At 47.4% G+C, this 24,499-nt stretch carries 21 protein-coding genes and 1 tRNA gene; 16 read left to right on the forward strand and 6 right to left on the reverse strand.

Annotated features, from left to right (window positions below):
* Positions 1–96 precede the first annotated feature (96 nt).
* The 3 genes from RWY97_RS00530 (at position 97) to RWY97_RS00540 (ending at position 4,568) form a co-directional block, all read left to right on the forward strand.
* A complete protein-coding gene (locus RWY97_RS00530) occupies positions 97–1,503 on the forward strand; it encodes a C1 family peptidase (RefSeq protein ID WP_314739438.1) in 1,407 nt (468 codons plus the stop codon).
* A gap of 9 nt (positions 1,504–1,512) precedes the next feature.
* Positions 1,513–3,963 carry a S9 family peptidase gene (locus RWY97_RS00535; protein ID WP_315564956.1) on the forward strand — a complete coding sequence of 817 codons (2,451 nt, stop codon included), beginning with the start codon at positions 1,513–1,515 and terminating at the stop codon, positions 3,961–3,963.
* A 407-nt stretch (positions 3,964–4,370) separates the two neighbouring features.
* Positions 4,371–4,568: a hypothetical protein gene (locus RWY97_RS00540; RefSeq protein ID WP_315564957.1), complete on the forward strand. Its 198-nt coding sequence runs from the start codon at positions 4,371–4,373 to the stop codon at positions 4,566–4,568.
* Here RWY97_RS00540 and mutY read toward each other — a convergent pair.
* Genes mutY through RWY97_RS00560 form a run of 4 tightly spaced genes read right to left on the reverse strand, consistent with a single transcriptional unit; the run spans position 4,565 to position 8,508 of the window.
* Positions 4,565–5,635, reverse strand: coding sequence for an A/G-specific adenine glycosylase (gene mutY, locus RWY97_RS00545; RefSeq protein ID WP_315564958.1), 1,071 nt, complete (start codon positions 5,633–5,635; stop codon positions 4,565–4,567). The genes RWY97_RS00540 and mutY overlap by 4 nt on opposite strands.
* Positions 5,636–5,641: 6 nt before the next feature.
* Entirely contained in the window at positions 5,642–6,808 is a 1,167-nt protein-coding gene (locus tag RWY97_RS00550) for a mechanosensitive ion channel family protein (RefSeq protein ID WP_021583390.1), read from the reverse strand.
* 48 nt (positions 6,809–6,856) lie between these two features.
* On the reverse strand, positions 6,857–8,110 hold the full coding sequence (gene dacB / locus RWY97_RS00555; protein ID WP_315564959.1) for a D-alanyl-D-alanine carboxypeptidase/D-alanyl-D-alanine endopeptidase: 1,254 nt from the start codon (positions 8,108–8,110) through the stop codon (positions 6,857–6,859).
* Positions 8,107–8,508: a PH domain-containing protein gene (locus RWY97_RS00560; RefSeq protein WP_314739429.1), complete on the reverse strand. Its 402-nt coding sequence runs from the start codon at positions 8,506–8,508 to the stop codon at positions 8,107–8,109. The genes dacB and RWY97_RS00560 overlap by 4 nt, the downstream gene beginning before the upstream one ends.
* 89 nt (positions 8,509–8,597) lie before the next feature.
* On the opposite strand from RWY97_RS00560, the gene nadB reads away from it, so the two are divergent.
* Positions 8,598–10,208 (forward strand): L-aspartate oxidase, encoded by a 1,611-nt coding sequence (gene nadB / locus RWY97_RS00565; protein ID WP_314077933.1) that lies wholly within the window; start codon positions 8,598–8,600, stop codon positions 10,206–10,208.
* Positions 10,209–10,252: 44 nt separating this feature from the next.
* Here nadB and cmk read toward each other — a convergent pair whose 3' ends face one another.
* Together cmk and porQ are read right to left on the reverse strand one after the other, a co-directional pair.
* Complete coding sequence (gene cmk / locus RWY97_RS00570) at positions 10,253–10,948, reverse strand: (d)CMP kinase (RefSeq protein WP_315564960.1); 696 nt, start codon at positions 10,946–10,948, stop codon at positions 10,253–10,255.
* Positions 10,949–10,953: 5 nt separating this feature from the next.
* Positions 10,954–11,898, reverse strand: a complete 945-nt coding sequence (porQ, locus tag RWY97_RS00575) for a type IX secretion system protein PorQ (protein WP_315564961.1) — start codon at positions 11,896–11,898, stop codon at positions 10,954–10,956.
* A 171-nt stretch (positions 11,899–12,069) separates the two neighbouring features.
* On the opposite strand from porQ, the gene RWY97_RS00580 reads away from it, so the two are divergent.
* From RWY97_RS00580 to RWY97_RS00635, 12 genes are all read left to right on the forward strand, one after another.
* Positions 12,070–12,780: an energy transducer TonB gene (locus tag RWY97_RS00580; protein ID WP_390883236.1), complete on the forward strand. Its 711-nt coding sequence runs from the start codon at positions 12,070–12,072 to the stop codon at positions 12,778–12,780.
* Between the two features lie 144 nt (positions 12,781–12,924).
* Entirely contained in the window at positions 12,925–13,899 is a 975-nt protein-coding gene (locus tag RWY97_RS00585; RefSeq protein ID WP_315564963.1) for a polyprenyl synthetase family protein, read from the forward strand.
* Between the two features lie 4 nt (positions 13,900–13,903).
* Positions 13,904–14,602 carry a hypothetical protein gene (locus RWY97_RS00590; protein WP_024991955.1) on the forward strand — a complete coding sequence of 233 codons (699 nt, stop codon included), beginning with the start codon at positions 13,904–13,906 and terminating at the stop codon, positions 14,600–14,602.
* Positions 14,603–15,397, forward strand: coding sequence for a TatD family hydrolase (locus RWY97_RS00595; RefSeq protein ID WP_315564964.1), 795 nt, complete (start codon positions 14,603–14,605; stop codon positions 15,395–15,397).
* Positions 15,398–15,501: 104 nt separating this feature from the next.
* A tRNA-Ser gene (locus RWY97_RS00600) sits at positions 15,502–15,589 on the forward strand.
* Between the two features lie 94 nt (positions 15,590–15,683).
* Positions 15,684–16,616, forward strand: a complete 933-nt coding sequence (locus RWY97_RS00605) for a MotA/TolQ/ExbB proton channel family protein (RefSeq protein WP_315564965.1) — start codon at positions 15,684–15,686, stop codon at positions 16,614–16,616.
* Positions 16,613–17,122: a hypothetical protein gene (locus RWY97_RS00610; protein ID WP_315564966.1), complete on the forward strand. Its 510-nt coding sequence runs from the start codon at positions 16,613–16,615 to the stop codon at positions 17,120–17,122. The genes RWY97_RS00605 and RWY97_RS00610 overlap by 4 nt, the downstream gene beginning before the upstream one ends.
* A gap of 3 nt (positions 17,123–17,125) precedes the next feature.
* Positions 17,126–17,653: an ExbD/TolR family protein gene (locus RWY97_RS00615; RefSeq protein ID WP_315564967.1), complete on the forward strand. Its 528-nt coding sequence runs from the start codon at positions 17,126–17,128 to the stop codon at positions 17,651–17,653.
* The gene (locus RWY97_RS00620; RefSeq protein WP_315564968.1) at positions 17,650–18,111 is read left to right on the forward strand and encodes an ExbD/TolR family protein; all 462 of its coding nucleotides are present in this window, start codon (positions 17,650–17,652) and stop codon (positions 18,109–18,111) included. The genes RWY97_RS00615 and RWY97_RS00620 overlap by 4 nt, the downstream gene beginning before the upstream one ends.
* 97 nt (positions 18,112–18,208) lie before the next feature.
* Complete coding sequence (locus tag RWY97_RS00625; RefSeq protein WP_021583236.1) at positions 18,209–18,700, forward strand: Lrp/AsnC family transcriptional regulator; 492 nt, start codon at positions 18,209–18,211, stop codon at positions 18,698–18,700.
* Positions 18,701–19,308: 608 nt separating this feature from the next.
* Positions 19,309–22,539: a SusC/RagA family TonB-linked outer membrane protein gene (locus RWY97_RS00630; RefSeq protein WP_315564969.1), complete on the forward strand. Its 3,231-nt coding sequence runs from the start codon at positions 19,309–19,311 to the stop codon at positions 22,537–22,539.
* A 19-nt stretch (positions 22,540–22,558) separates the two neighbouring features.
* Positions 22,559–24,493: a RagB/SusD family nutrient uptake outer membrane protein gene (locus RWY97_RS00635; RefSeq protein ID WP_315564970.1), complete on the forward strand. Its 1,935-nt coding sequence runs from the start codon at positions 22,559–22,561 to the stop codon at positions 24,491–24,493.
* The last annotated feature ends 6 nt before the right edge of the window (positions 24,494–24,499 follow it).

Consider the following 24,499-nt stretch of genomic DNA (forward strand, 5'->3'; position numbering starts at 1 on the left):
TTTTTCCAAAATAAACCGGAGTAAACTTTGATTTTCAGTTTTTTTGCCTAAATTTGCAACATTAATTGAAAATACATATTATAAAATAGAACCCTAATGACTAAAAGAATCATTTCATTGTGTGTCTCGGTAGCTGTCGCAACGATGCTGACGGCTCAGACAAAAGACGGAGGCATCTCTGCACAGATGCTTAAACAGATGCAGGGAGCATCACGGGCAAGTGCGATGGATAAAGCGCTTTCCAATGCAATTGCGTCTAACCCGATCGACGATTTGGCTAAGAACTTTGCCAACCAAGGTCCTGTCGATGCGTATTTCAGTAATGAAACGCCCAAGCAGAGCATTATGAACCAACGCAGCAGTGGGCGCTGCTGGATGTTCTCGGGTCTCAATGTGTTGCGTGCTAACTTTGCCAAAGCGCACAATGACACGCTGAATGTAGAGTATTCACAAGATTATCTCTTCTTTTACGACCAATTGGAGAAAGCTAATCTGATGCTGCAAGGCGTCATCGACTGTGCTAAAAAGCCAATGGACGACACGCGCGTACAGTTCTTTTTCAAGCATCCCATCAACGACGGGGGTACATTTTGCGGTGTAGCTGACCTTGCCGAGAAATACGGTTTGGTGCCCAAGAGCATAATGCCGGAGACTTATTCGGCTGATAATACAAATAGAATGGGCAAGATTCTGTCGTCGAAGTTACGCGAATTCGGCCTCGAATTGCGCGGAATGGTCAATAGCGGGAAAAGTACCGCAGCTGTTAAGGCACGCAAGACAGAGATGCTCAGCACCGTTTATCACATACTTACGCTGACATTGGGCGAACCAGTCAAGTCGTTTCAATATGCTTTCAAAAACAAGAAAGGGCGCGTCGCATCGCCGGTAAAGACTTATACACCGCTCGAATTTTATCGTGAAACTGTCGGCGGACCGCTCAACGGTACATTCATTATGGTGATGAACGACCCGCGACGCCCTTATTATAAAACCTATGAGGTAGAATGGGATCGCCATACATATGATGGGCATAACTGGAAATATCTCAATCTCCCAATGAAAGACATCGCAAGCTTGGCCATTGCCAGCATCAAGGATGGGCGGAAACTATACAGTTCGTATGACGTGGGCAAGCAGTTGGATCGCAAACGCGGTTATGCCGACACTGAAAATTACGATTATGGTACGCTGTTCGGCATCACTTTCGGAATGAATAAAGCACAACGTATCGCTACATTCGACAGCGGTTCGACTCACGCAATGACACTCACAGCTGTTGACTTGGATGCTACCGGCACCCCGTTGCGGTGGAAAGTGGAAAACAGTTGGGGCACCAACGACGCGCAAAACGGCTATCTGATAATGAGTAACCGCTGGTTTAACGAGTTTATGTTCCGTTTAGTAGTACGCAAGCAATACGCTTCGCCCGAACAATTGAAACAGTATGACCAGAAACCTGTAATGGTGATACCTGAGGACCCCTTGTTCTGCGACGACAAATAATCTATCGATATGAGAAAGACCATCCTTACTTTATCCGTAGCTTTGTTAGCTACGGAGATGGTATTGGCTGCCGACATTCACGTAAAATCATTCAAATACGCCGGTCCGTTCGCCCTGCAACGGCCGCTGATGGTGGATAGCGTGAATCTGTCTGATAAGAAATTTACCCCGGAATCGCTGTTAGATACCCCCATCAATCTCGACTTGGCTGCATCGGGAACACCGTTCAGCGATACGGCTGCACCCGGCGGAAAAAACAGATACGACTTAAATCTCCTGGGCTTCACGCTCAGTAATACGGAATATGCCAAGGCTTCTATCATCATCAGAAAGCTGAAACACTTTGAATTGTATGTAGACGGCGTGAAGTCGGCCGGTACCGACCTCACATTATTGCCCCGAACACACAACATCGTGATAAAATACCTGGCGCAGAAAGGGCAACGTGACTCCATTGATGTAACAGTTTCGTCAGACCATTCGGCATTAATGACAGTGAACAATACGCAACGTATGTTCTCATTAGACTGCGTTTCAGAGGGGAAATACGTTCGCGGCGTAGCTCTTTCACATAGCGGACGCTATCTGAAAACGCTTTATAGCACGGTGTTGAAAGGCGGAAAGATGCAGTGGAAGACACGTATATCAGAAGTGAAAACAGGTAGGACGATTGCCGAAACCTATGATTATGTCTATTGGATGCCCAAGACCGACGCTTATTATTACACGCGTCAGGGCAACAACGGGCGACAACTCGTTACCGTAGATGTACCGTCATGCCGCGAAACCGTCATTGCCGAACATCTGCCCAAAGGTGATTTTACAGTATCGCCAACGGCCGATTATCTGGTGATACAGAAAAATAACGAAGGTCCGAAAGCAGATAAGGAAGTCTATCAAATACTTTCTCCCGAAGACCGGCAGCCCGGATGGCGCGACCGCACCAGCTTAGAGCGTTTCGATTTACGCACGGGATTAGTGCAACCTCTCACCTTCGGATATCATAACGTAGGGTTTCAAGACATTTCGAATGACGGCCGTTATATCCTGTTTATGACTTCGCGGGAACGCTATACGCAACGCCCTACAACGCTGCGAACCATTTATCGGCTCGATCTGAACACGATGCGGGCCGATACATTGGTCAAAGACGACGGCTTCATCAACGAAGCCAAATTCTCGCCCGACGGTCGACAGATCCTTGTAATGGGTTCTCCCGAGAGTTTCGGAGGCATCGGAAAGAATCTGCCCCAGGGTCGTATTCCCAATGCTTACGACCATCAACTTTATATATTGACTATCGCCGACCGACAGGTAAAGCCAATTACGAAGTTTTTCAAGCCGTCTGTCAATCAGGTATTGTGGAGCAAAAACGACGGCAAGATTTATTTCACGGCCGACGACCGCGACTTCGTTCACCTCTTCCGAGCTGATGCCAAGACCGGCAGAATCGATAAAATCATCCAACCCGAAGATCTTGTCACTCATCTCTCAGCAGCCGACGGCGCACCGATGTTGGTGCTCAACACCGAGGGAGCATCCAATGCCGACCGCGTTTACACGGTGAACACTGCCAACAAACGAGTCACCCTCGTCGAAGATATGAACCGGGCGATTCTTAAAGGTGTTGATATGGGCGAGTGCAAGGCTTGGGATTTCGTCAACAGTCGCGGTGACACAATCTGCGGCCGATATTATCTGCCCCCCCATTTCGATGCGAACAAGAAATATCCGCTCGTCGTCAACTACTACGGCGGATGCTCGCCCACGAGTCGATTTTTCGAGACTCGCTATCCACATCACGCCTATGCCGCACTCGGCTACATCGTTTATGTCTTGCAACCGAGCGGTGCCGTGGGTTTCGGTCAGGAGTTTTCATCACGCCACGTCAATACGGCCGGCGACGGAGTAGCTGATGACATCATCGAAGGAACCAAACGATTCATTGCTGACCATCCCTATGTCGACGGTAGAAAGATAGGTTGTATCGGCGCCTCTTACGGCGGATTTATGACTCAATATCTACAAACCAAGACCGACATCTTCGCTGCCGCCATCTCTCACGCAGGCATCAGCGACCACACCAGTTATTGGGGCGAGGGCTATTGGGGTTACTCTTACAGCGAGATAAGTATGGCCGGGAGTTATCCCTGGACGCGCAAAGATCTCTATGTAGACCATAGTCCACTCTTCAATGCCGACAAAATCCATACGCCTTTGCTGTTTCTTCACGGCACGGCCGATACCAACGTGCCTGTCGGAGAGAGCATTCAGATGTTCACCGCATTGAAGTTGCTGGGGCGCCCTACCGCTTTCGTTGCAATAGAAGGCGAAAACCATTGGGTAATGAATTATGACAAGCGTATCAAATGGCAGAATACCATTTTTGCGTGGTTTGCCAAATGGCTTAAAAACGATCCCACTTGGTGGAATGCAATGTACAATGAAAAGCCTCTCTAAACGATGAAGAAACTCTTCATTGACATCAAAAACTGGTCCAAATACATAGTCCCGATTGTCCGTAAAAAAGACAATCGGGACTTATGTTTATGACATCCATTCCGGAGATAAAGCTGTATCGTTTACTGGCTTGTATCTCATTAGAAATCAATATGATACGATACGCACTTCAATTAACGATCAGACACCTCGTAACCAACGGTTTAACACACCGTATCTAACGGCTTTTTACACTGCAATTAACTGTATGTTGCAATCTCATTTATAACCCGACGAAAATCGATTCTGTTTCAGAGACAAATTGGTTCACGACCGACGACCCCATATTTCTCCCCACCTTAAATTAGTTTAATTATCTCGTCACATCGTCGTTGACCTCTTGTTTTTTCGTTAACTTTACCGACCGTATGAGAAAAATATTGTTATTTATTATTGGGATGGCGATTTCTGCCTGTATTACCATAGCCTGCCGGTTTGCCCCGAAAGACGAACCAGGTGACACAGTAGCTGCCAGCATCTTTGCGCCGCACGATGTTACGGTGAACAAAACAGAGCCAAAAACAGACTCGACAGCGATAAACGACAGTACCGAAATCGGTCATTAAGGCAGCGATTCCAACAGAATCTCGATGAGTCGTGGCACAGCATAACGTTCGATGTCGTGCTCGCGAATCCAGACATAGCCATCGGGCAGCGTTGGTTTCGAATCAGTTTCGAGGAGATAAAAGTCAGCCAAGAGGATGCGATGCGTCAAAACATGTTTGAAATTACGGCGGAGCAAGACCGGTAAGAAGTCTCTCTCGGCCCCTGCAATGGAAGGAAAACCAGCGTCGAACGACTTATCGCCTGTCAACTCGACATCAGCCGCGAGATAAGGCTCCCACAATCCTTGCCAAATATCACCCGAGGCACGGCGTCGAATAGCTGTTTCGCCGTTACACCTTATATATATATAGGTGAGGTGTCGAGTCTTGATTTTGGTCGTTTTCAATTTAACGGGCAACTCATTCACCCGCCCTGTGCGATAGGCTGCACACGACTCGATGAGTGGACAATCCACACATATTTTGAAAGAGAGTTGATCTTCTCCTTTGGTAGCACTCGGAGTAACCACGCATTGCAATGCTCCGAAATCCATCATAGCTTGATTGAAAGCCGACGGAGCATCTTTCGGAAGCAGCGATTGAGCCAATGCGGCAAACTCCTTTTTACCTTCCGTGGAATTAATAGGCGTCTCGATGCCGAAGTATCTAGACAAAACGCGATAGACATTGCCGTCGACCACTGCTACGGGCAGACCGAAAGCAATCGACGCAATGGCTGCAGCCGTATAATCGCCTACGCCTTTCAGTTGTTTAATCTCTTCAAAAGTATCGGGAAATCGACCCCAAGCGACAATCTGTTTGGCAGCCGTATGTAAGTTGCGTGCACGACTATAATAGCCCAATCCCTGCCAAAGTCGTAGCACTTCATCCTCTGATGCCGCTGCCAAATCATTTACACCGGGGAACTGTTTCATAAAACGTACCCAATAATCACGACCTTGCGCGATGCGCGTTTGCTGTAAAATCACCTCGCTTAACCAAATAGCATAGGGGTCGGAAGTATCTCGCCACGGCAAATCGCGACCATTTCGGGCAAACCAGTCGAGTAAAACGGCAGAGAAATTCATCACGTTTTACTGCTCGGGATATTGCTCATAAATCTTCAATCCGAACAGAGCGGCCGTGACATAAACGCGCTCTATGATCGTAGCCAACTGATGTTCGTAATTGAGCCACACGCGATCTCGCAGGAAAAAATAGAATTCCAAGGGCAGGCCACACTGTGTTGCTTCCATCTCTCGCACCATTATTGTCAGGTTCTCGTTTACTTCTTTACGTGCGGCAAGATGCTTTTCAAAGTATTTCCGGAACAATCCGATGTTGGCATCTTCGCCTTCCATATCCTCGGCCGACAGATAACCGGCTTGCACAAGGCGATTCCGCAAATCGTCATCGACCGCTTTCACACTTCGGAAATCAAAATAGACAACCCGCTTTACACGTCGACCACTACTCTGTTGCATACCTTTCCAATTTTGGAAAGAACCATTCACCAGTGTGATCGGCGACACCGTGACAATCGTGTTGTCATAATTGCGCACCTTAACCGTGGTCAGACTGATTTCCTCTACAATACCATCGGCAGTCGTCGAGGGCACGGTTATCCAATCACCTTTCTTTACCATCTCGTTGCTTGTGAGTCGGATACCGGCCACCAGCCCCTCAATCGTATCCTTGAACACCAACATCAGCACAGCCGAAGTAGCTCCCAAACCTGCCAAAAGAGATAGAGGACTCTTACCGAAGATAATCGCCACGGTCACGATAACAGCAATAAAGATAACCACTATCTTCAAAACACCACAGAAAGTCTTGATATATTGCCGGACGGACGAGCTGTGCGAGGTTTCCAATTGGGCAAAAGAAGTGATTAAAACCGTAATCAGTCGCACTGTCATTATTGTGATATAGACAGCCGTAAGACGCTCCAATACCTCACGAACGAAGTGGAACTGATAGAATACCATCGGCAAAAACTGCCATATAACGAGTGCGGGCACGATACGACAAGCCGTGAGCAACACACGGGCATTAAACAAAATATCGTCCCAGTCGGCTGTAGTCCGCGCCGTAAGTTTGTGAATCAACGGCATAATAATGCGCTTACAGAGCACACCGCTCAACCAAGCCAACAACAAAGTGACAAGAACCAGCGCGACGTGACGTACCACCGGCACAGCCGATCCTGATACACCACATAGCTGTATCAGGTTTTCCACATATTCTTTTATGATTTCCATTGTTTTCGAAAAGTTTTAAGAGCAATGAGATTTATATATATTTACTTACTACGGGCTGCACAATGCCTCGCAGATTCGGTCTTGGAAACGGCGACCGTTGCGGCCGTGCATCACGCCTTGATTAATGATTGAGAAGCATAGTCGGTGTCCGTTGGCAGCCGTACAATAGCCGGCCAGACTACTGACACCCATTACCGTGCCGGTCTTTGCTTTCACATTGCCACTGGTAAAGGGGTTACGCATCCTGTTTTTCAGCGTTCCGTCAAAACCGGCAACGGGCAAAGCAGGAAGCAGATGCAGGTAAATATTACCATTGCGATAAGCATATCGAAGGAGCATTACTTCTAACTCAGGACTGACATAGTTGTAAAGAGAGAGTCCGGAGCCGTCGGCAAGCCGATATCTCGACGGATTCAGCCCCACTTTGGAGATGAGTCGGCCAATGACTGCACGTGCACTCTCGGCTGTTGCGGGGCGATTACCAGTAGAAGAAGCGATTTGATAGAACATAGATTCAGCATAAAGGTTATCGCTTTCTTTCAACATACGCATCAATATTTGGTCGATCGTGTGGAAACGGGAAACAATACAGAACGCGTCTTGGGGCTTACGAGCCTCGCCCGTAGCTGCTTCGACAACCACACCGGCCGCTCGCAGTTCGCTGACAAACCGCTCGATAAAAACATCTTTACGACCGATGAGTAGCGGCGAAAGCGCGGGATTGTCATCATCCCAGCACCAACCTTCACCCAAAGTATCGTTATCTTTCATCGTTTTATCGGCATAAATGTTGCCGCGAATAGTGTCTACACCCATCTTATGAAAGCTCTCGACAAAGGCTTTGAGGTCGTCTGAATTGAAGCGCGGGTCGAAACCGCCCACACAATAGATATCGCCCGTGAGCACATTGTTTTCCACTCGTCCCGTATAGCACAATTCGGTCTTGAACTGATAAGAACCGCCTAACTTATCAATGGCGGCAATGGCCGTGATGACTTTCATCGTAGAAGCGGGCCGCATCAGCTGACGCTCGTTGAAACGAATGATGGCCGAATCGGCATCGAGGTCGTAAACCATCAGTCCCACCTGTGAAGTCTCGAACATATCTGCCTGCAACAGTCGGTCTATATAGTGCTGCACCGACTGTGGCCAAGGCAGAAGCAGACTGTCGCGGGCCAGCGAGTCGATGGCCGTTGAGTCTGCAATACTTTCCGATTTATCATCTTCCGTTGTCTCTTCTTCGATTTGCGCCGCTGCTGGCAACGTGAAAACCAAGAAGAGCAACCACAAATATCTTTTCATTCCTCGTTTTGTTCTTGTCTCTTTTTCAGCTCAGCAATAAACGCTTCGCTGTTATCGGGCGTGACACTCACCATTCGTCGCTCTCCGTATTCAATCAACAGATAATGCGACAGGCCGAAAGCGGTCTTCATCAACGTGCATCTGACGATTTCGTTGACAGCAATCACCGTCGGACGAGAGAATCGGCCGCGATCGATTCGCAGCACTTCGCTGCGCTCGGAAACGGTAAACGTGTATGTGGTATGAATCATCCGCTCGATCATCAGCACCACAATCACCGCTACAAACAGCCCCGTGAGCGCTGCTTTTTGCCACAAAAGATAAAACGCAAGCAATGAAAATACCGTTATGCCGCACTTATTTGCCATCGTGAACTGCTGATGAAAGGTTCTCTCCATAACGCTTGCAAAAGTACGCTTTTTTATCAACAAATCGTCTATTTATCAACATTTATTATTACTTTTGCGGCAGACAATAATGACCCTTTATGGTTTTTAAATACGACTTTTTAATTATCGGCGCCGGGGTTGCCGGTATGAGTTATGCCCTGAAAATTGCTAAGGCGCACAAAGGAACGGTGTGTCTTATCTGTAAAACATCGCTCGAAGAGGCCAATACGGCGTTTGCGCAGGGCGGAGTGGCCGCTGTTACCCGTCTGGCAACAGATGATTTCGACAAACATATCAATGACACCATCATTGCAGGAGACTTCATCAGTGACCGAAAAGCAGTGGAATTGGTCGTGCGGAACGCGCCCGAACAGATTCGGGAACTGGTAAATTGGGGCGTCAACTTCGACCGAACTGGCGACGGTTCGTTCGATTTGCACCGTGAAGGAGGGCATTCCGAGTTCCGCATTCTGCATCACGCAGACGACACCGGAGCCGAAATCCAACGCGGACTGATGGCTGCCGTACGAACCAATAACAGTATCGAAGTACGCGAAAATCACTTTGCCGTAGAGCTGATCACGCAACATCATCTCGGAGTGGAGGTTACTCGCCGCACACCCGATATCGAGTGTTATGGCGCCTATGTGTTAAATCCTGATACGAAAAAGGTAGATACATATTTAAGTAAGGTCACGCTGATATGCACCGGCGGCTGCGGAGCTGTTTATCAGACCACAACCAACCCCGTGATAGCTACCGGCGATGGCGAGGCTATGGTCTATCGGGCCAAAGGAACGGTGCACGATATGGAGTTCGTGCAGTTTCATCCCACCGCCCTTTATCACCAAGGCGAGACTCATCCGGCCTATCTTATTACCGAGGCGATGCGCGGTTATGGCGGCATTTTGCGTCTCCCGTCGGGCGAATCGTTTATGGAGAAGTACGACGAGCGCCTTTCGCTGGCCCCTCGAGATATCGTTGCTCGCGCCATCGACAAGGAAATGAAAATTCACGGACTCGATCACGTCTGCTTAGACATCACCCATAAGGATGCGGAAGAAACTCGCCGACATTTCCCTAACATCTACCAGAAATGTTTGAGCATAGGAATCGACATCACAAAAGATTATATTCCCGTACGACCGGCGGCCCATTATATGTGCGGCGGCATCAAAGTAGATCTCAACGGATGCTCGTCCATCCGCCGACTCTATGCCATCGGCGAGTGCGCCTGCACCGGATTGCACGGCGGCAACCGTCTGGCCAGCAACTCACTCATCGAAGCCGTGGTCTATGCAGACGTCGCCGCTCGGCACGCTTTAGCTCATATCGACGACTATTCACTGAATACTGCCGTACCGGAGTGGGACGATGCCGGCACGATGAGCAACGAAGAGCGCATCCTGATTACGCAAAGCGTGAAGGAAGTAGGCGAGATTATGAGCAATTATGTGGGTATCGTGCGCAGCGATTTACGCCTGAAACGCGCATGGAATCGTCTTGATCTCCTTTACGAAGAGACCGAAACGCTTTTCAAACACGTCAAAGCGAGCCGCGAAATCTGCGAGCTTCGCAATATGATCAACGTGGGTTATCTCATCACTCGAATGGCTATCGAACGCAAAGAGTGCCGCGGTCTGCATTTTACCATCGACTATCCGCACCACGCCTACGACGGAGTGGCTCCGTCAACTTTCAATTCATAAAAAGCGTTTATCGATTTTCGAGTCAATGATTCTGCTTCCGACTTTCACTCATCGGCTGCAACTCGTAGGTACTGTTGCATCAACCATTCCTGCTGTTGGGCAATAGTCAGGTTACTGTTGTCAAGCTCTATGGCATCGGGTGCTTTACGGAGAGGACTCACTTCACGATGACTGTCAATGTAATCGCGCTCTTGCACGTTTTTCAAAATATCGGAATAGTCGGCCGAAATGCCCTTAGCTTTGAGTTCATCAAAGCGGCGTCGGGCACGCACTTCGGCACTGGCAGTGACAAAAATTTTAAGTTCAGCATCGGGAAACACCACGGTTCCGATGTCGCGTCCGTCCATAACAACTCCCTTATCAGCCCCCATTCGTTGCTGTTGGGCCACCAACGCCGAACGTACAAAAGGCAAGGCAGCTATTTGGCTGACATTGTTGGAAACCTCCATTGTACGTATCTCTTGCTCCACATTTTCCCCGTTGAGAAATGTGTCGGGATGACCCGTCTCGTGATTAACGGCAAATGAGACGGTGATTAACGGCATTTCGCGCTCCAATTCGATGCTTTTCACCGTGCGATTAACGGTAAGTTGTCGACGCTTTAGTGCATAGAGAGTTACGGCCCGATACATTGCGCCTGTGTCGATGTAAATATATCCTATCTCACGCGCTAAGTTTTTGGCCATCGTACTCTTGCCGCACGATGAGTAACCATCGATTGCTATGGTTATTTTTTTCATTCTATTTAAAGGCTGTATGATACATTCATTATGAGTGATGACGACGAAACGTGATATTTTCCGTATGCCAAATGGAGCTTGAAACGCTCTAATTGCAAGCCTGCTCCGAGCGAGAGACCGGCCCCGTGACTGCTGCTGCCATCACTAACAGCAATTTTCATCTCGTGGGCTCGCCGAAAGTTATAGCCAGCTGCCACATAAATGCGGTCTGAAAGCAACACATCCACGCCCGCCGTAACGTGATTGACGAAAGCGTAATGCCAATGATTGAGGTCTACAAACGTAGCGGAGAAGCGCAACGGCATACGTTCAAAACGCTTACTGATACCGAATTGCAAGTCGAGTGGCATTTTTTCATAGTTGTCGTTATAGGCTTTCAGCTGTCCGCCGAGGTTTTTGGCCACAGCCGAAACAGAGATTTGTCGGTCGGGATCGTAATAGTTGACTCCCAAATCGACCCCCATCGCCAATGAATTGTAGCTACCGAAATAAGAAGTAATGAGCTTTGCAGTGATGCCTCCGATGAAACGCTCGGACAATTCGTAAGAAAACACGCCCGAAAAAGCAATCTCATTGGCCGAGAACTCGCCTATCTGCACACCATTTTCATCAGTCTGGCGCATTCTTCCGTAGTTAATGAACTGTACACCGGCGGCAATCGTGGTTGCCTCTCGGATAATTCGGGTGAACGAAGCACTGCCATAGTTCACGCCGCTCATATAATTCATATAGTTGAAATTGAGTGTTTTATCACTCACCGAACCGAGAAGCGCCGGATTGTTGAACATCAACGGTGCATCATCTTCAATCAAAGTAATGTTATCTCCACCCAAAGCTGCGGCGTGCGCGCTCACCGGCAGTCGCAGAAATTGATAGATCTCCTGACTCGTCTGAGCCTGCATCGGTATCAAAATGACCAACAAAAGGAGGGTGAAAACAACTTTTTTCATCTGTTTTTTCTATTTTCTCGGCAAAGATACAGCTTTTTTCAAATATCTGTACTATATTTGCATTGAATTCGTTTTCATACAACGGATGGACAAGTTGAATATTGCCAATGTGTCTAAGCGTGGCCGAATGCCGTGTAATTGATGCAAGGCGAGATTCTGAAAGGAATTGAATTGGAGATCAAGAAGTCTGAAACAGCCAATCCGGAGAACAGTCGCAGCACGGGATTTCTGCTGGGATTGATTTTTGTATTGGCGTTGCTGTTCGTCGGTTTCGAGTTCAACAGCCGTAGCGGAGATGCCGAATCAGACAGTCGCGAACTCGATGATATGGCACAGGATATCGTGATGCGACCTGCGATGAATCGTCAGGATATGATCACTGCAATGTCTCCAAGCCCTGCATCACGAGCTATTACAGAGAAAATCAAGGCCGTGGACAAGGTTGAAAACAAGCCCGATAAAGTGTCGCCCAACAGTAATCCGCTGATGATTGGCGACGGAGACGGGCAGGTTTCGGATGCAAACGTCACACAGGCATTGCCCCAGACGCCTGTGGAAGACCACGGCCTGAACGACGTCCGCATAGTGGAAGCCTTGCCGGAGTTCCCCGGCGGGATGGTGGAATTTATGAAATGGCTCACCAAGAATCTGCGTTATCCCACCTATGCACATCAACAACGTATTGAGGGAAAGGTGGTGGTGTCGTTCATTGTCAATACAGACGGTAGCATTGCAGAGGTAAAACTGGCCCGATCTGTCGATCCGTTACTTGACCGCGAGGCGCTCCGCGTAATTCGGATGATGCCCAAATGGAAACCGGGAATCCAAAACAACCGACCTTGTCGGACGATGTTTGCCGTACCGGTAGTATTTAAATTATAGACACAAAAGTGAGAAAACGAGTGGACGAGTAGACAAGTGGAAGTGAAAAAGTGGATGAGTGAGCAAGCAGATAAGTGAACAGGGCTGCTTTCTTATCAACTCGTTAACTTGTCAACTCGTCAACTAAACAGATATAAAGATGAAATGTTGACAGCCGATGAAATACTGACAAAGGTAAACGAATATATTGACAACCTGTCGTATGACCGTCAGCCCGACTCGCTTTACGCCCCGATCAAATACGTATTATCAATGGGCGGCAAGCGAATCAGACCCGTATTGATGCTGCTTGCATACAATTTGTATCGCGATGATGCAGAAACAATACTCCCGACAGCTTGCGGATTGGAGACCTATCACAACTATACGCTGCTGCACGACGACCTGATGGATCGTGCAGAATTGCGTCGCGGCCATCAGACTGTGCACAAACGGTGGAACGATAACACAGCCATTCTGAGCGGAGATACGATGTTAGTGCTGGCGTATCAGCGCATTGCACAATGCAATCCGACCAAACTCAAACTCGTGCTCGACCTTTTCACCGAGACGGCTTTAGAGATAGGAGAAGGCCAACAGTACGATATGGACTTTGAAAATCGCAATGATGTCACCGAGGATGAGTACATCGAGATGATTCGTTTGAAGACAAGCGTGTTGCTAGCGTGCGCTTTAAAAACGGGCGCAATCCTTGCCGGAGCTCCCCAAAAAGATGCGGACACATTGTACAAGTTCGGCGAACAGATTGGACTTGCCTTTCAGTTGCAAGACGACTTCTTAGATGTCTACGGCGATACGCAGGTTTTCGGAAAGGCCATCGGCGGTGACATCGTATCGAACAAGAAGACATATATGCTCATCAATGCGTTGAATCGGGCCACCGAAAAACAGCGTGCCGAATTGGAACAATGGCTCTCAGCCCCCCGTTTCGATGCCAAAGAGAAGATCGCTGCCGTCACCTTATTATATAATGAGATTGGAGTCGACCTGCTGGCAACGGCTAAAATCTCTTATTTTTATGACCAAAGCCGTAAGTATTTGGCTGCACTCAACATACCCGAAACGCGCAAATGCGAACTGATTGACTATACTTCACGGATGATGAACCGCCAATATTGAGCCTATGCCGTACAGACGATTGCCTAAAACAGATGCTGCGAGATTGAAAGCTTTGAAAACATTGCTTAACAATAACGATATTTACACGGTTCGCAATCGGTTTATCGATTGGCAAACGCTCAACCGAGCCCAACCCGCTTACGACCGTTTGCTCACCGCTTACGAACAATACCGCGTATGTTTGCAGGCACAAACTCGCTCATCAGGCCGTTTCGACAAGCTACAACACAAGGCTTCGGTCTATGTAAGTCACTTCTTACAGGTACTGTTGATGGCTGTCGAACGTGGGGAAATCAAACGCCAGTACCTCACTCTTTACGGATTATCTCACAATGCCACGTCGTTGCCCAACTTCAAGACTGCCGATGGTCTCGTAGAATGGGGTAAGAGAGTGTTGGAAGGCGAAAAAGCACGGATCAAAAAAGGCGGACGTCCTATCTATAATCCCACAATCGGGATGGTTTCCACCCATTGGGATATCTTCAAAAACATCTACGAGCAACAGAAATCACTGCAAAATCGTACGCAGAAAGCTTTGGACGACATCCAGAAATTGCGTCCGGAGATAGACGAAATACTGTTGGATTTATGGAATCAGATTGAAAAACACTTCGAAAAAGAGCCTCCTGAGATGAGATTTGAAGCGTGTCGTAAGTTCGGGGTAATATACTATTACAGACGAAACGAGAAACATTTGTATTGAATGAATTACGTAGATACTCACACACATTTAGATGGCGAGGAGTTCAGAGACGATCTTCCGCAGGTCATTGCACGTGCAAAAGCCGTAGGAGTGAGCAAAGTTTTCCTGCCCGCCATCAACCTATCCTCGGTCGAATCCATTCAGAATGTCTGCCGAACATATCCCGATTATGCCTATCCGATGATCGGTCTGCATCCCGAAGAAGTGAAAGCCGACTTCCGCGAAGTACTGGGCAAGATGCGGGCAATCCTCGAACGCAATCTCGCTGAACCCGGACAGGACGCCCGTTACATTGCTATCGGTGAGATAGGATTGGACTTTTATTGGAGCAGAGAGTTCAAACAGGAACAGTTAGAGGCCTTCGAAGAGCAAGTGAAATGGTCTGTCGAAACTCGGCTTCCACTCTCCATTCATTGCCGAAAGGGGCAAAACGAGATGGTTCACATCCTCAAACGCTATGCCGAAGCTCTGCCCGGCGGCGTGTTCCATTGCTTTACGGGAAACGAAAAAGAAGCTACCGAGTTACTGGCTTTCGATCGATTCGTGCTCGGAATAGGCGGAGTTCTGACTTTCAAAAGCAGTCATCTGCCCGAGGTTTTGCCTCACTTGCCGTTGTCTCGGCTCGTATTAGAAACTGACTCTCCCTATATGGCTCCTGTTCCGATGCGCGGTCAGCGCAACGAAAGCTCTTATGTACAATACGTCTTGCAGAAATTGGCGGCGTGTTACGGTATTTCCGACGAAGAGATTGCCCGTCGGACAACAGCCAATGTACAACGCGTTTTCGGCGTATAACCATCCGTTGAATTTGCAGAAATTCGTCATTGATAATGATTTTTCCGCTATTTTGTGCGGGAAATCAAGATAAAAGCCTTAATTTTGCAACGCATTTGAAACAAGGAAAGGTGCTCGAGTGGCTGAAGAGGCACGCCTGGAAAGCGTGTAATCGGCGAAACCGATTCGGGGGTTCGAATCCCCCTCTTTCCGCAATGAGAGCGAAGTGGACACACAATGTCTGTTTCGCTCTTTGTGAAAAGAGACGTATCCCGATTAAAACAATTATAAAAACGACATAAGAATAATGAAGAATCTGATTGTGAGATTTGCCATATCACTCCTCCTTTTACTCTGTTTCTCAATGACGATTACAGCCCAAAAACAGGGTGGTGAAGAACAGACGGCGCAGCAAGAGATACAGAACGGAAAACCAGATGCCGTTAATCGCAAGACAACTAACGGTAAATCGCAAGCCGAAAAACCATTAAATGCAGGGCAAAAAGCCGTTAATGATTCGGCTGTTGATAACAACCTGGCCGACAGTATGTTAGAAAGCACCATCACGTCGACACCGGATACGGATATCGAACCGATTGAAAGTGCAGGATTTCACCAGGCTTTAAAGACCAAATTCATTGAAGGCAACGCCGGATTTATGTCGCTCGTGGCCCTGGCTTTGGTTATTGGACTGGCGTTTTGCATCGAGCGAATCATCTACCTCAGTCTGTCCGAGATCAATGCCAAGCAGTTTATGCGCGATCTTGAAGCCAAGATCAATACCGGCGACATCGAAGCGGCAAAGGATCTGTGCCGAGACACACGCGGGCCCGTGGCTTCCATCTGTTACCAAGGTCTCGTACGCATCGACGAGTCGATAGACAATATCGAGCGTTCGGTAGCTGCTTACGGTTCGGTGCAGGCTGCCAACTTAGAAAAAGGCTGCTCGTGGATTACGCTTTTCATCGCGATGGCACCGTCATTAGGATTCCTCGGTACCGTGATTGGTATGGTAATGGCTTTCGATCAGATTCAGTCAGCCGGCGACATCAGCCCTACCATTGTGGCTTCGGGAATGAAAGTGGCCCTCATCACAACGATTTTTGGTATCATCGTAGCCCTGATTTTACAGATATTCTATAACTATATCCTCTCCAAAATCGAGCATCTCACGTCGCAGATGGAAGAATCTGCCATCACGTTACTCGATTCGGTGATGAAGTATCAGTTGAAGAAATGAAGCTCAGCAACATTCACCGATGGCCCGCCGAACGCCTGTCGCAACTTATACTCTACGTATTGATCGGGATGGCAACAGTGATTTTCTCACTGTTTTACGTCATCGGCTATGACCATCCGTATGCCATCAATCCCAACTTCAATGCACCGCTGTTCACAGATGCGATAATCTGGCTGATGTTTGTCCTCGTCTTAGGAGCCGTCGGACTTACTTTCTGGGCCGTTTGGACCGGTCTTCGCAAACGCGGAAAGAGCGGCCGGCTCGACAATAATATCCCTGTCAAACAGATTTCTTACGCTATTTCTATCGGCACCGTTGTGCTGGCGGCGGTCACTTTCGGACTCGGCTCTTCATCGGAGATGCTGATCAACAGTCGGAAATATGCTGACACACTGTGGCTGAAAACCGCTGATATGTTCATTTATACGGGCGGACTGCTACTCATTGCAGCTGTTGCGGCCGTTGTTTACGGTGCAACACGCTATTACAGAAAGGAGAAACGATAGCCAATGTTTCGTCATCGCCCACGCCGAGTGCCCAGACTCAACACCACATCAACGGCCGACATCTCGTTTATGTTGTTGATTTTCTTCCTCGTTACCACGTCGATGGATGTGGATAAAGGGCTTTCGCGGCAGCTTCCGCCGCCCGATCTGCGCCCCCAAACGGAGGAAACGAATGTAGAAAAGCACAATCTGATGACGTTAGAAATCACAGCCGACAATCGATTATACATTGACCGGCATCCCGCTCGGATAGCTGACTTACGACAAACGGCGCTGCATTTCATCCAGAGTCGCGGCAAGCATCATCTCTTTTCTATCTCCATAGATCCCAATTCGGGATACGATACTTACTTTCAGATGCAAAACGAACTGGTGGCTGCTTACAACATTGCCCGCAACGAATGGGCTTTGCGCAAGTTCGGACGCCGTTACAGCCTTTGCTCTCAGCAGCAACGCGAAGCCGTGAAGGCGCTTTGCCCGCAGCGAATAGCTGAGAATTACGATGCAAAAAGGGAAGGAGGAGACCGATGAGCAGATTTCGTCGTCGTACGCACAGCGTGCCCGGACTCAATACTTCGTCGCTTCCGGATCTCATTTTCACCGTTCTTTTCTTCTTTATGATCGTTACTCATATGCGTAAAACGGTCTTAAAGGTGCATTTTCAAGTACCGCAGGGCACCGAACTGACGCGATTAACCAAGAAGTCGGCTGTCTCTTACATCTACATCGGAAAACCTTCGAGGGATATGCAAGCTATTTCCGGTACCGAACCCCGCATCCAATTGAACGACAAATTCGCGTCGGCCGAAGACATAACTGATTATATGGAGACCGAACAAAACCGTATGTCGCCCGAAGACCGGCAGCAAATGACGGTTTCGATCAAGGCCGACAAGCATACGAAAATGCACGTAATGACCGACGTCAAACAAGCATTGAGACAGGCTAAAGCCCTGCGCATAAGCTATTCGGCCGTTTCTCGGAAGTGAAAATCAAGCGAATCTTTACTCATTATGTTACAAAATACGATTGATTTATTGCGAATATCGTTACTTTGTTTTATCTTTGCAAACAAATTAACATCAAATGGGACATCACGGTTTAGACTTATTGGATAAGAAGATCCTTACTCTTATCGGAGAAGATGCACGCATTCCATTCCTCGAAGTGGCTCGTGCGTGTAACGTAAGTGGCGCTGCCATTCATCAGCGCATTCAAAAACTCATTAACCTCGGTATCTTAAAGGGATCTCAGTTTATCATCGATCCAGAGAAAGTAGGTTATGAAACGTGTGCATTTGTCGGTCTCCACCTCAAAGATCCAAACACATTCGACCGCGTAGCAAATGAATTGCGCAAAATACCCGAGGTCGTAGAGTGCTACTGTCCGACAGGAGACTTCGATCTGTTCGTCAAGATTTACGCTTTCAACAACCATCACTTGGCTGATATTATTCACGATAAGATACAGCCTTTGGGCCTTTCGGGCAGCGATACTATCATCTCTTTTAATACGATGATTCACCGACAACTACCCATCGCGAAGATTCCCGTAGAGTCGGAAGAGGAAGAAGGCTAAGTCGCCACATCTTTTATAAATATCGAAACAAGGCATTGCCAAGCTGACTTTGTTTGGCAATGTTTATATTTTTGTTGTCATCGGCAAAATTTTTCACGACAGACAAATCAACATCTGAGTACGGATACCGATTACAGGAGAAGTATTTTCTTTCATCCCAATTCATAGCTTAGAGATCCGCTTGTATCTACCTGTTAATCAAATAGATACAAATGGTGTTATAATTAACGGTCAATCGCGGCACAAATAACCGTTAAACGGCGTGCGTTTAACGGCTTTTTGCAAGGCGTTTAACGGTCTTTTGCAAAACGGTCGACGATACAACGAAAAAAGATAAGAACGTAATTCCTTTCTGTTTTTTCTGCAATAATTCCACGATGCTATTATAAACAAAATCTTTAAAATACTTATATTTTGCAAAGCAGAGATTGAAAACAGCAACATTTATTATTCATTTCCTTTTGCTTTAACTGTCTTTAATACAAAAAAAACAAATCGAAAGGTTTTTATGCGAGTATTATTGGATTTTTAATTATTTTTGTCTCGTAAATCAGGTTATACCGAGATTTATCGAAACAAACAAATTTATAACTACAACCCAAAGTATTATGCAACTATCAAAAGCCTTAGCAACCTCTTTGCATTGTGCTGTATACGGGGCGGTCTTATCACTGTTCGCACCCGCATTACAGCAAACGGCAACTGCCGGCGGCATTCCCACAAGCGCGAATGTCAATCGTATTGCAAGCGGATCAAACGCTTCAAAGACTCCGGGGAGCCCCGCACCCGTTCAGAAAACATTCAAAATCGTGGGCGTTGTAACAGACTCTAAGACCGGCGATCCATTAGTCGGAGCAACCATTAAACTTTTAGGAACTTCTGTAGGAGCCGTTACCGATGTCGACGGTCGGTTTAAAATCCAAGCCGCCAAAGGATCAACTTTAGAAGTGTCGTATCTCGGTTACACCACCAAAAAAATCAAAGTAAGTGACGTCAAGGTACTTTCCATCACCCTTTCCGATGATGTTCAGACATTGGAAGGAGCCGTTATCACAGCTTTCGGAACAACTCAGAAGAAAGAAACGGTAACCGGATCTATTCAGACTGTTCGTCCGGCAGACTTGAAAGTACCAGCAACCAACTTGTCAACAGCGTTTGCCGGCCGCCTTTCGGGTGTTATTGCCTATCAGCGCAGCGGCGAACCGGGCAACAACGGAGCCAATTTCTTCGTACGCGGCATATCCACAATGAGCGGTGCTACATCTCCGTTAATCGTGATGGACGGCGTAGAGATCTCACACGCAGACCTTAATGCCATCGACCCTGAGATTATCGAAAGCTTCTCTGTACTGAAAGATGCAACGGCAACAGCAATGTATGGTACGCGCGGAGCTAATGGCGTGCTCATCATCAAGACCAAATCGGGGGCCGATCTCGATCATCCTATAATCGGACTGCGCGTGGAAAACTGGATTAATACACCCACCAAGCGTCCCAGAACAGTAGACGGCGTCACCTTTATGCGTATGTATAACGAGGCCGTTACTAACCAACAGTCGGGCGACGTGCTCTATTCGGAAGACAAAATCAATGGAACAATCAAAAAACTGAATCCTTATGTTTATCCCAATGTCGATTGGTATAAGGAGATTTTCAAAGAAGTGACTTGGAACCAACGTGCTAATTTCAACGTGCGCGGCGGTACGGCAAAGATCACTTACTTTATGAACATCAACGCAAGTCACGAAACCAGTATGCTGAGAGACGTCTCAGGAAAGTATTTTTCCTATCACAACGGTACGAGTTATATGAAATATGCCTTCCAGAACAACGTAGACTTCCACCTCTCCAAGACTGCAACGCTGGCGTTGCACCTCAATGTTCAGATGAACAATATGCACGGAATGCTGGTTAATGATAAAGGTGATGGACTTAAAAAAGTGTTCGATGGCATTATGGGAACTAATCCGGTAGACTTCCCGATTATGTATCCCAAGGGCAATGATGAATGGTATCATTGGGGCTCTTTGCAGGCAGGAAACTACAATCCGGATAATCCAATGGCGCTTGCAACCACCGGTTACAGAGATGTTTTTGAAAGTACGGTGGTGGCTAACCTCAACTATGACCAGAAATTAGACTTTATCACCAAGGGATTATCATTCAAAGCCTTGTTCTCTTTTAAAAACTGGACTAAAAATCATAAATACAGGGTTCAGAATTACAACAGATACCAGCTAACGGATTACGCCGCTAACGGAGCCGCCGAGGGCGGATATGATATGACCATTAAGCCGATCGGCGTACCACAAAAGTATTTATTGAATAATTATTTCGGCACATCGGGCGACCGCCGGTATTATTTTCAGGCGTTTCTTGATTATAACCGGAGGTTCGGAGATCACAATGTGGGCGGAATGATACTGTTCAATATAGATGAATATAACTCTAATGTCAATTTCGATTTCCTCTCATCGCTCCCCAAACGCAGGATGGGCTTTGCCGCACGAGCCTCTTACGACTATAAATCTCGCTATTTATTGGAACTCAATGCGGGCTACAACGGGTCTGAAAGTTTCGCAAAAGGCCACCGCTGGGGATTCTTCCCGTCGGTTTCTTTGGGATGGAATGTCGGCGAAGAAGCGTTTTTCGAACCGATCAAGAAATTCGTTCAGCAATTGAAGTTACGCGGTTCCTACGGCTTGGTTGGTAATGATCAAGTGGAAAAAGCCCGTTTTGCGTACCAAGCTATTGTAAATCTGACCGGCAGTCCATCGTATACTACGGGTTACGGAGGGCAAGGACGCACACTCAGCGGACCAGCTTTTAATAGATTCGAGAATCCTAATCTCACGTGGGAAGTAGGTCATAAGCTGAACGTCGGAATAGATCTTCGCCTCTTTGATGCATTAAATATCACCGTGGATGCATTTCAAGAAATTCGCGATCACATCTTCCAGGCCAAAGGTTCGATACCGAATTATTTTGGAACAGCAGCTACAACAATCTACGGAAACCTTGCAAAAGTCAAGAACTGGGGTATTGATTTAGCTACGAATTACGGCAAGAAAATCAATGACGACTGGTCTGTTGAATTCCGAGGAACATTCACCTTTGCACGTAACAAGGTGTTAGAATATGATGAAGCAGCAGACACTCGCCCCGCATTGAGACAGGTAGGAAGAAGCCTGAACACCTATCTCGGCTATGTGGCAGATGGTTTATACATCGACGAAGCAGATATTGCTCACAGTCCGAAATCAACACTCGGCAACATTGCAATAGCTCCCGGCGACGTGAAATATAAGGATCAGCCCGACCAAAACGGAGAATATGACGGTAAAATCGATGCCAACGATCGTGTACCAATCGGCCGTCCATATATTCCGGAAATCGTTTACGGCTTCGGACCATCCATCTCTTATAAGAAATGGGACCTTTCTTTCTTCTTCCAAGGACAAGCAAACGTGAGCCTGATGATGAGTGATTTCGAGCCATTCGGTACACAAAGCAAGCGGAATGTCTTGCAATGGATTGCAGATGATTATTGGAGCAAAGATAATCAGAACCCGAACGCTCGCTATCCGCGTCTGACCAAGTATAACAATCATAACAATATGCAAGCATCTACCTATTGGTTGCGCAATGCTGCATTCCTTCGTTTGAAGAATTTAGAGGTAGGTTACAAGTTCAAATTCGGTCGAATCTATGCCAGTGCGACCAACATCGTGACTTTCTCTGGCTTTAAACTTTGGGATCCCGAAATGGGAGGAGGAGCCGGAATGTCATATCCTCTGCAACGAACGTTCAACATCGGTCTTCAACTAACATTCAAATAAACGCTTAACAGAAAACAAAATGAAAGCTATATATCAATTTATCATTGTCGCGGTAACAGCTCTCTGTTTCTCCTCGTGCGATTTCTTAGACATCGTTCCCGATGAGAATGCCACGACCAAAGACACTTATTCCGATAAGGATAAGGCCGAGAAGTATCTCTATTCCTGCTATGGCTACCTGCCGCAATGCAACGTTGCATCGGCTTCTCTCGACTTATTGACCGGCGACGAAATCGTAACCTCATTCGAACACGAGACATTCGCCTCCTTTCCTAAGGGTAATTACACAGCCTATAGTCCTGTAATCTCTTACTGGGATTCATTCTTTCAGGGTATCAGACAGTGTTATATGTTCCTCAATGTCATTGACAAGACACCTGGATTAGATGACGCTTTGAAGACGGATTACAAAGCCCAGACCCACTTTCTCATTGCATACTATCACTATATGTTGGCTCGTTGCTATGGCCCTATCATCTTAGTACGAGAAGAACCCAATATAGAGACACCCATCAAAGACTATGCTCACCGCTCGCCTTATGATGAATGCGTGCAGTGGATATGTGATAAATTAGACGAAGCAGCCAAAGATTTGCCCGCCATTCGGCCGCAGATACAGTATGGCTTGGCCACAAACGTAGCGGCAAAAGCTGTAAAAGCCAAGATGCTTCTTTATGCTGCATCTCCGCTTTTCAATGAACAGGCTCCTGTTTTGTATAAGAATATGAAAGATCCGGACGACGGAACATTGCTGATGCCATCTTCTTACGATCCCAATAAATGGGTAAAGGCGCGCGATGCAATGAAAGAAGCTATCGAGCTTGCAGAACAAAACGGCTATCACTTGTACACAAAACAAGACCGATACATCGGCGATAATAACAAGAATCAGTATCCCGCAGCTGGCTATAACCGTTGTATGCGCCTGCTGAATCTCGACTATCAGGACGTGAATCCAGAAGTTTTGCTAGCCGAAACACGCAGCGGCGGATGGTACGGAATACAAAACAAGTCTATGCCTTACAACGATTCGGGATCGGCTTGGAATGGAATCTGCCCCACTTGGGCTATGCTCAACCGCTTCTACACGAAGAACGGCCTTCCTTGGGACGAAGATCCGGAGTTTAAAAACACTGACAAGATGAAGGTGGTTATGATCGATGATGCCCACGCAGACGAAGGACAAGTAGGCCAAAAGACATTAGCCTTCAACTTAGACCGTGAACCTCGCTATTACGCTTGGGTGGCTTTCCAAGGCGGGTACTATGAATTGCAGAACGATCCGGTTAATCCTGCCTATACGATGAGCAACGGACAGAAGAATACTTCCGACTCTCGTGTGGTCTGTAACTTCCTTCTCGGTGGTAATTGCAGCCGCGGAACTGTCACTCAAAAGCGGCCGGGCAACTACTCACCGGGCGGTTATCTCAACAAGAAATTCGTCAGTCCGAATACCGTTGTGGCTTCCAGTGGAGGCGGATCACGCGAAGAGAGTCCATTCCCGGTTATCCGTTTGGCAGACCTTTACCTCGGATATGCCGAAGCCTGCATTGAAACGGGAGACTTGGAGACTGCCAAAACTTATATAAATAAGGTGAGAGTGCGTGCGGGAATACCCACCGTTGAAACTTCGTGGAGTGCTGTCGGCGTAACGTTAGACCAAGCTAAGCTGCGGCAAATAGTACGACAGGAGCGGATGGCAGAACTCTATCTCGAATGTCAGAACTTCTGGGATATGCGTCGCTGGATGCTCGGTGAGAAATATTTTAACGTGAAAGTCAAAGGGTTGAACATCGATGCAACGACGGTAGAAGAGCTTGCAAATATTAAAGAAATCAATTTCGAGCGTAAGTTCGAGGCTCCCACACAGTATCTATTGCCTATACCCCTCGGCGATATTAATAAAAATCCGCACCTGGTCAACAATCCCGGCTACACGGGCGACCACAGATAACATACA

Origin of the sequence: Hoylesella pleuritidis (genome assembly GCF_963541955.1) — a bacterium.
Lineage (GTDB): Bacteria > Bacteroidota > Bacteroidia > Bacteroidales > Bacteroidaceae > Prevotella > Prevotella pleuritidis.

Bases quoted from the DNA above. Each gene is read 5' to 3' on its own strand.
- RWY97_RS00560 (WP_314739429.1), bottom strand. From the start codon at position 8,508: ATGGAGAGAACCTTTCATCAGCAGTTCACGATGGCAAATAAGTGCGGC.
- RWY97_RS00620 (WP_315564968.1), top strand. From the start codon at position 17,650: ATGAGCAGATTTCGTCGTCGTACGCACAGCGTGCCCGGACTCAATACT.
- RWY97_RS00535 (WP_315564956.1), top strand. From the start codon at position 1,513: ATGAGAAAGACCATCCTTACTTTATCCGTAGCTTTGTTAGCTACGGAG.
- RWY97_RS00590 (WP_024991955.1), top strand. From the start codon at position 13,904: ATGCCGTACAGACGATTGCCTAAAACAGATGCTGCGAGATTGAAAGCT.
- nadB (WP_314077933.1), top strand. From the start codon at position 8,598: ATGGTTTTTAAATACGACTTTTTAATTATCGGCGCCGGGGTTGCCGGT.
- cmk (WP_315564960.1), bottom strand. From the start codon at position 10,948: ATGAAAAAAATAACCATAGCAATCGATGGTTACTCATCGTGCGGCAAG.
- porQ (WP_315564961.1), bottom strand. From the start codon at position 11,898: ATGAAAAAAGTTGTTTTCACCCTCCTTTTGTTGGTCATTTTGATACCG.
- mutY (WP_315564958.1), bottom strand. From the start codon at position 5,635: ATGAATTTCTCTGCCGTTTTACTCGACTGGTTTGCCCGAAATGGTCGC.
- RWY97_RS00530 (WP_314739438.1), top strand. From the start codon at position 97: ATGACTAAAAGAATCATTTCATTGTGTGTCTCGGTAGCTGTCGCAACG.
- RWY97_RS00540 (WP_315564957.1), top strand. From the start codon at position 4,371: ATGAGAAAAATATTGTTATTTATTATTGGGATGGCGATTTCTGCCTGT.
- dacB (WP_315564959.1), bottom strand. From the start codon at position 8,110: ATGAAAAGATATTTGTGGTTGCTCTTCTTGGTTTTCACGTTGCCAGCA.
- RWY97_RS00615 (WP_315564967.1), top strand. From the start codon at position 17,126: ATGTTTCGTCATCGCCCACGCCGAGTGCCCAGACTCAACACCACATCA.
- RWY97_RS00585 (WP_315564963.1), top strand. From the start codon at position 12,925: ATGTTGACAGCCGATGAAATACTGACAAAGGTAAACGAATATATTGAC.
- RWY97_RS00595 (WP_315564964.1), top strand. From the start codon at position 14,603: ATGAATTACGTAGATACTCACACACATTTAGATGGCGAGGAGTTCAGA.
- RWY97_RS00630 (WP_315564969.1), top strand. From the start codon at position 19,309: ATGCAACTATCAAAAGCCTTAGCAACCTCTTTGCATTGTGCTGTATAC.
- RWY97_RS00635 (WP_315564970.1), top strand. From the start codon at position 22,559: ATGAAAGCTATATATCAATTTATCATTGTCGCGGTAACAGCTCTCTGT.
- RWY97_RS00605 (WP_315564965.1), top strand. From the start codon at position 15,684: ATGAAGAATCTGATTGTGAGATTTGCCATATCACTCCTCCTTTTACTC.
- RWY97_RS00550 (WP_021583390.1), bottom strand. From the start codon at position 6,808: ATGGAAATCATAAAAGAATATGTGGAAAACCTGATACAGCTATGTGGT.
- RWY97_RS00625 (WP_021583236.1), top strand. From the start codon at position 18,209: ATGGGACATCACGGTTTAGACTTATTGGATAAGAAGATCCTTACTCTT.
- RWY97_RS00610 (WP_315564966.1), top strand. From the start codon at position 16,613: ATGAAGCTCAGCAACATTCACCGATGGCCCGCCGAACGCCTGTCGCAA.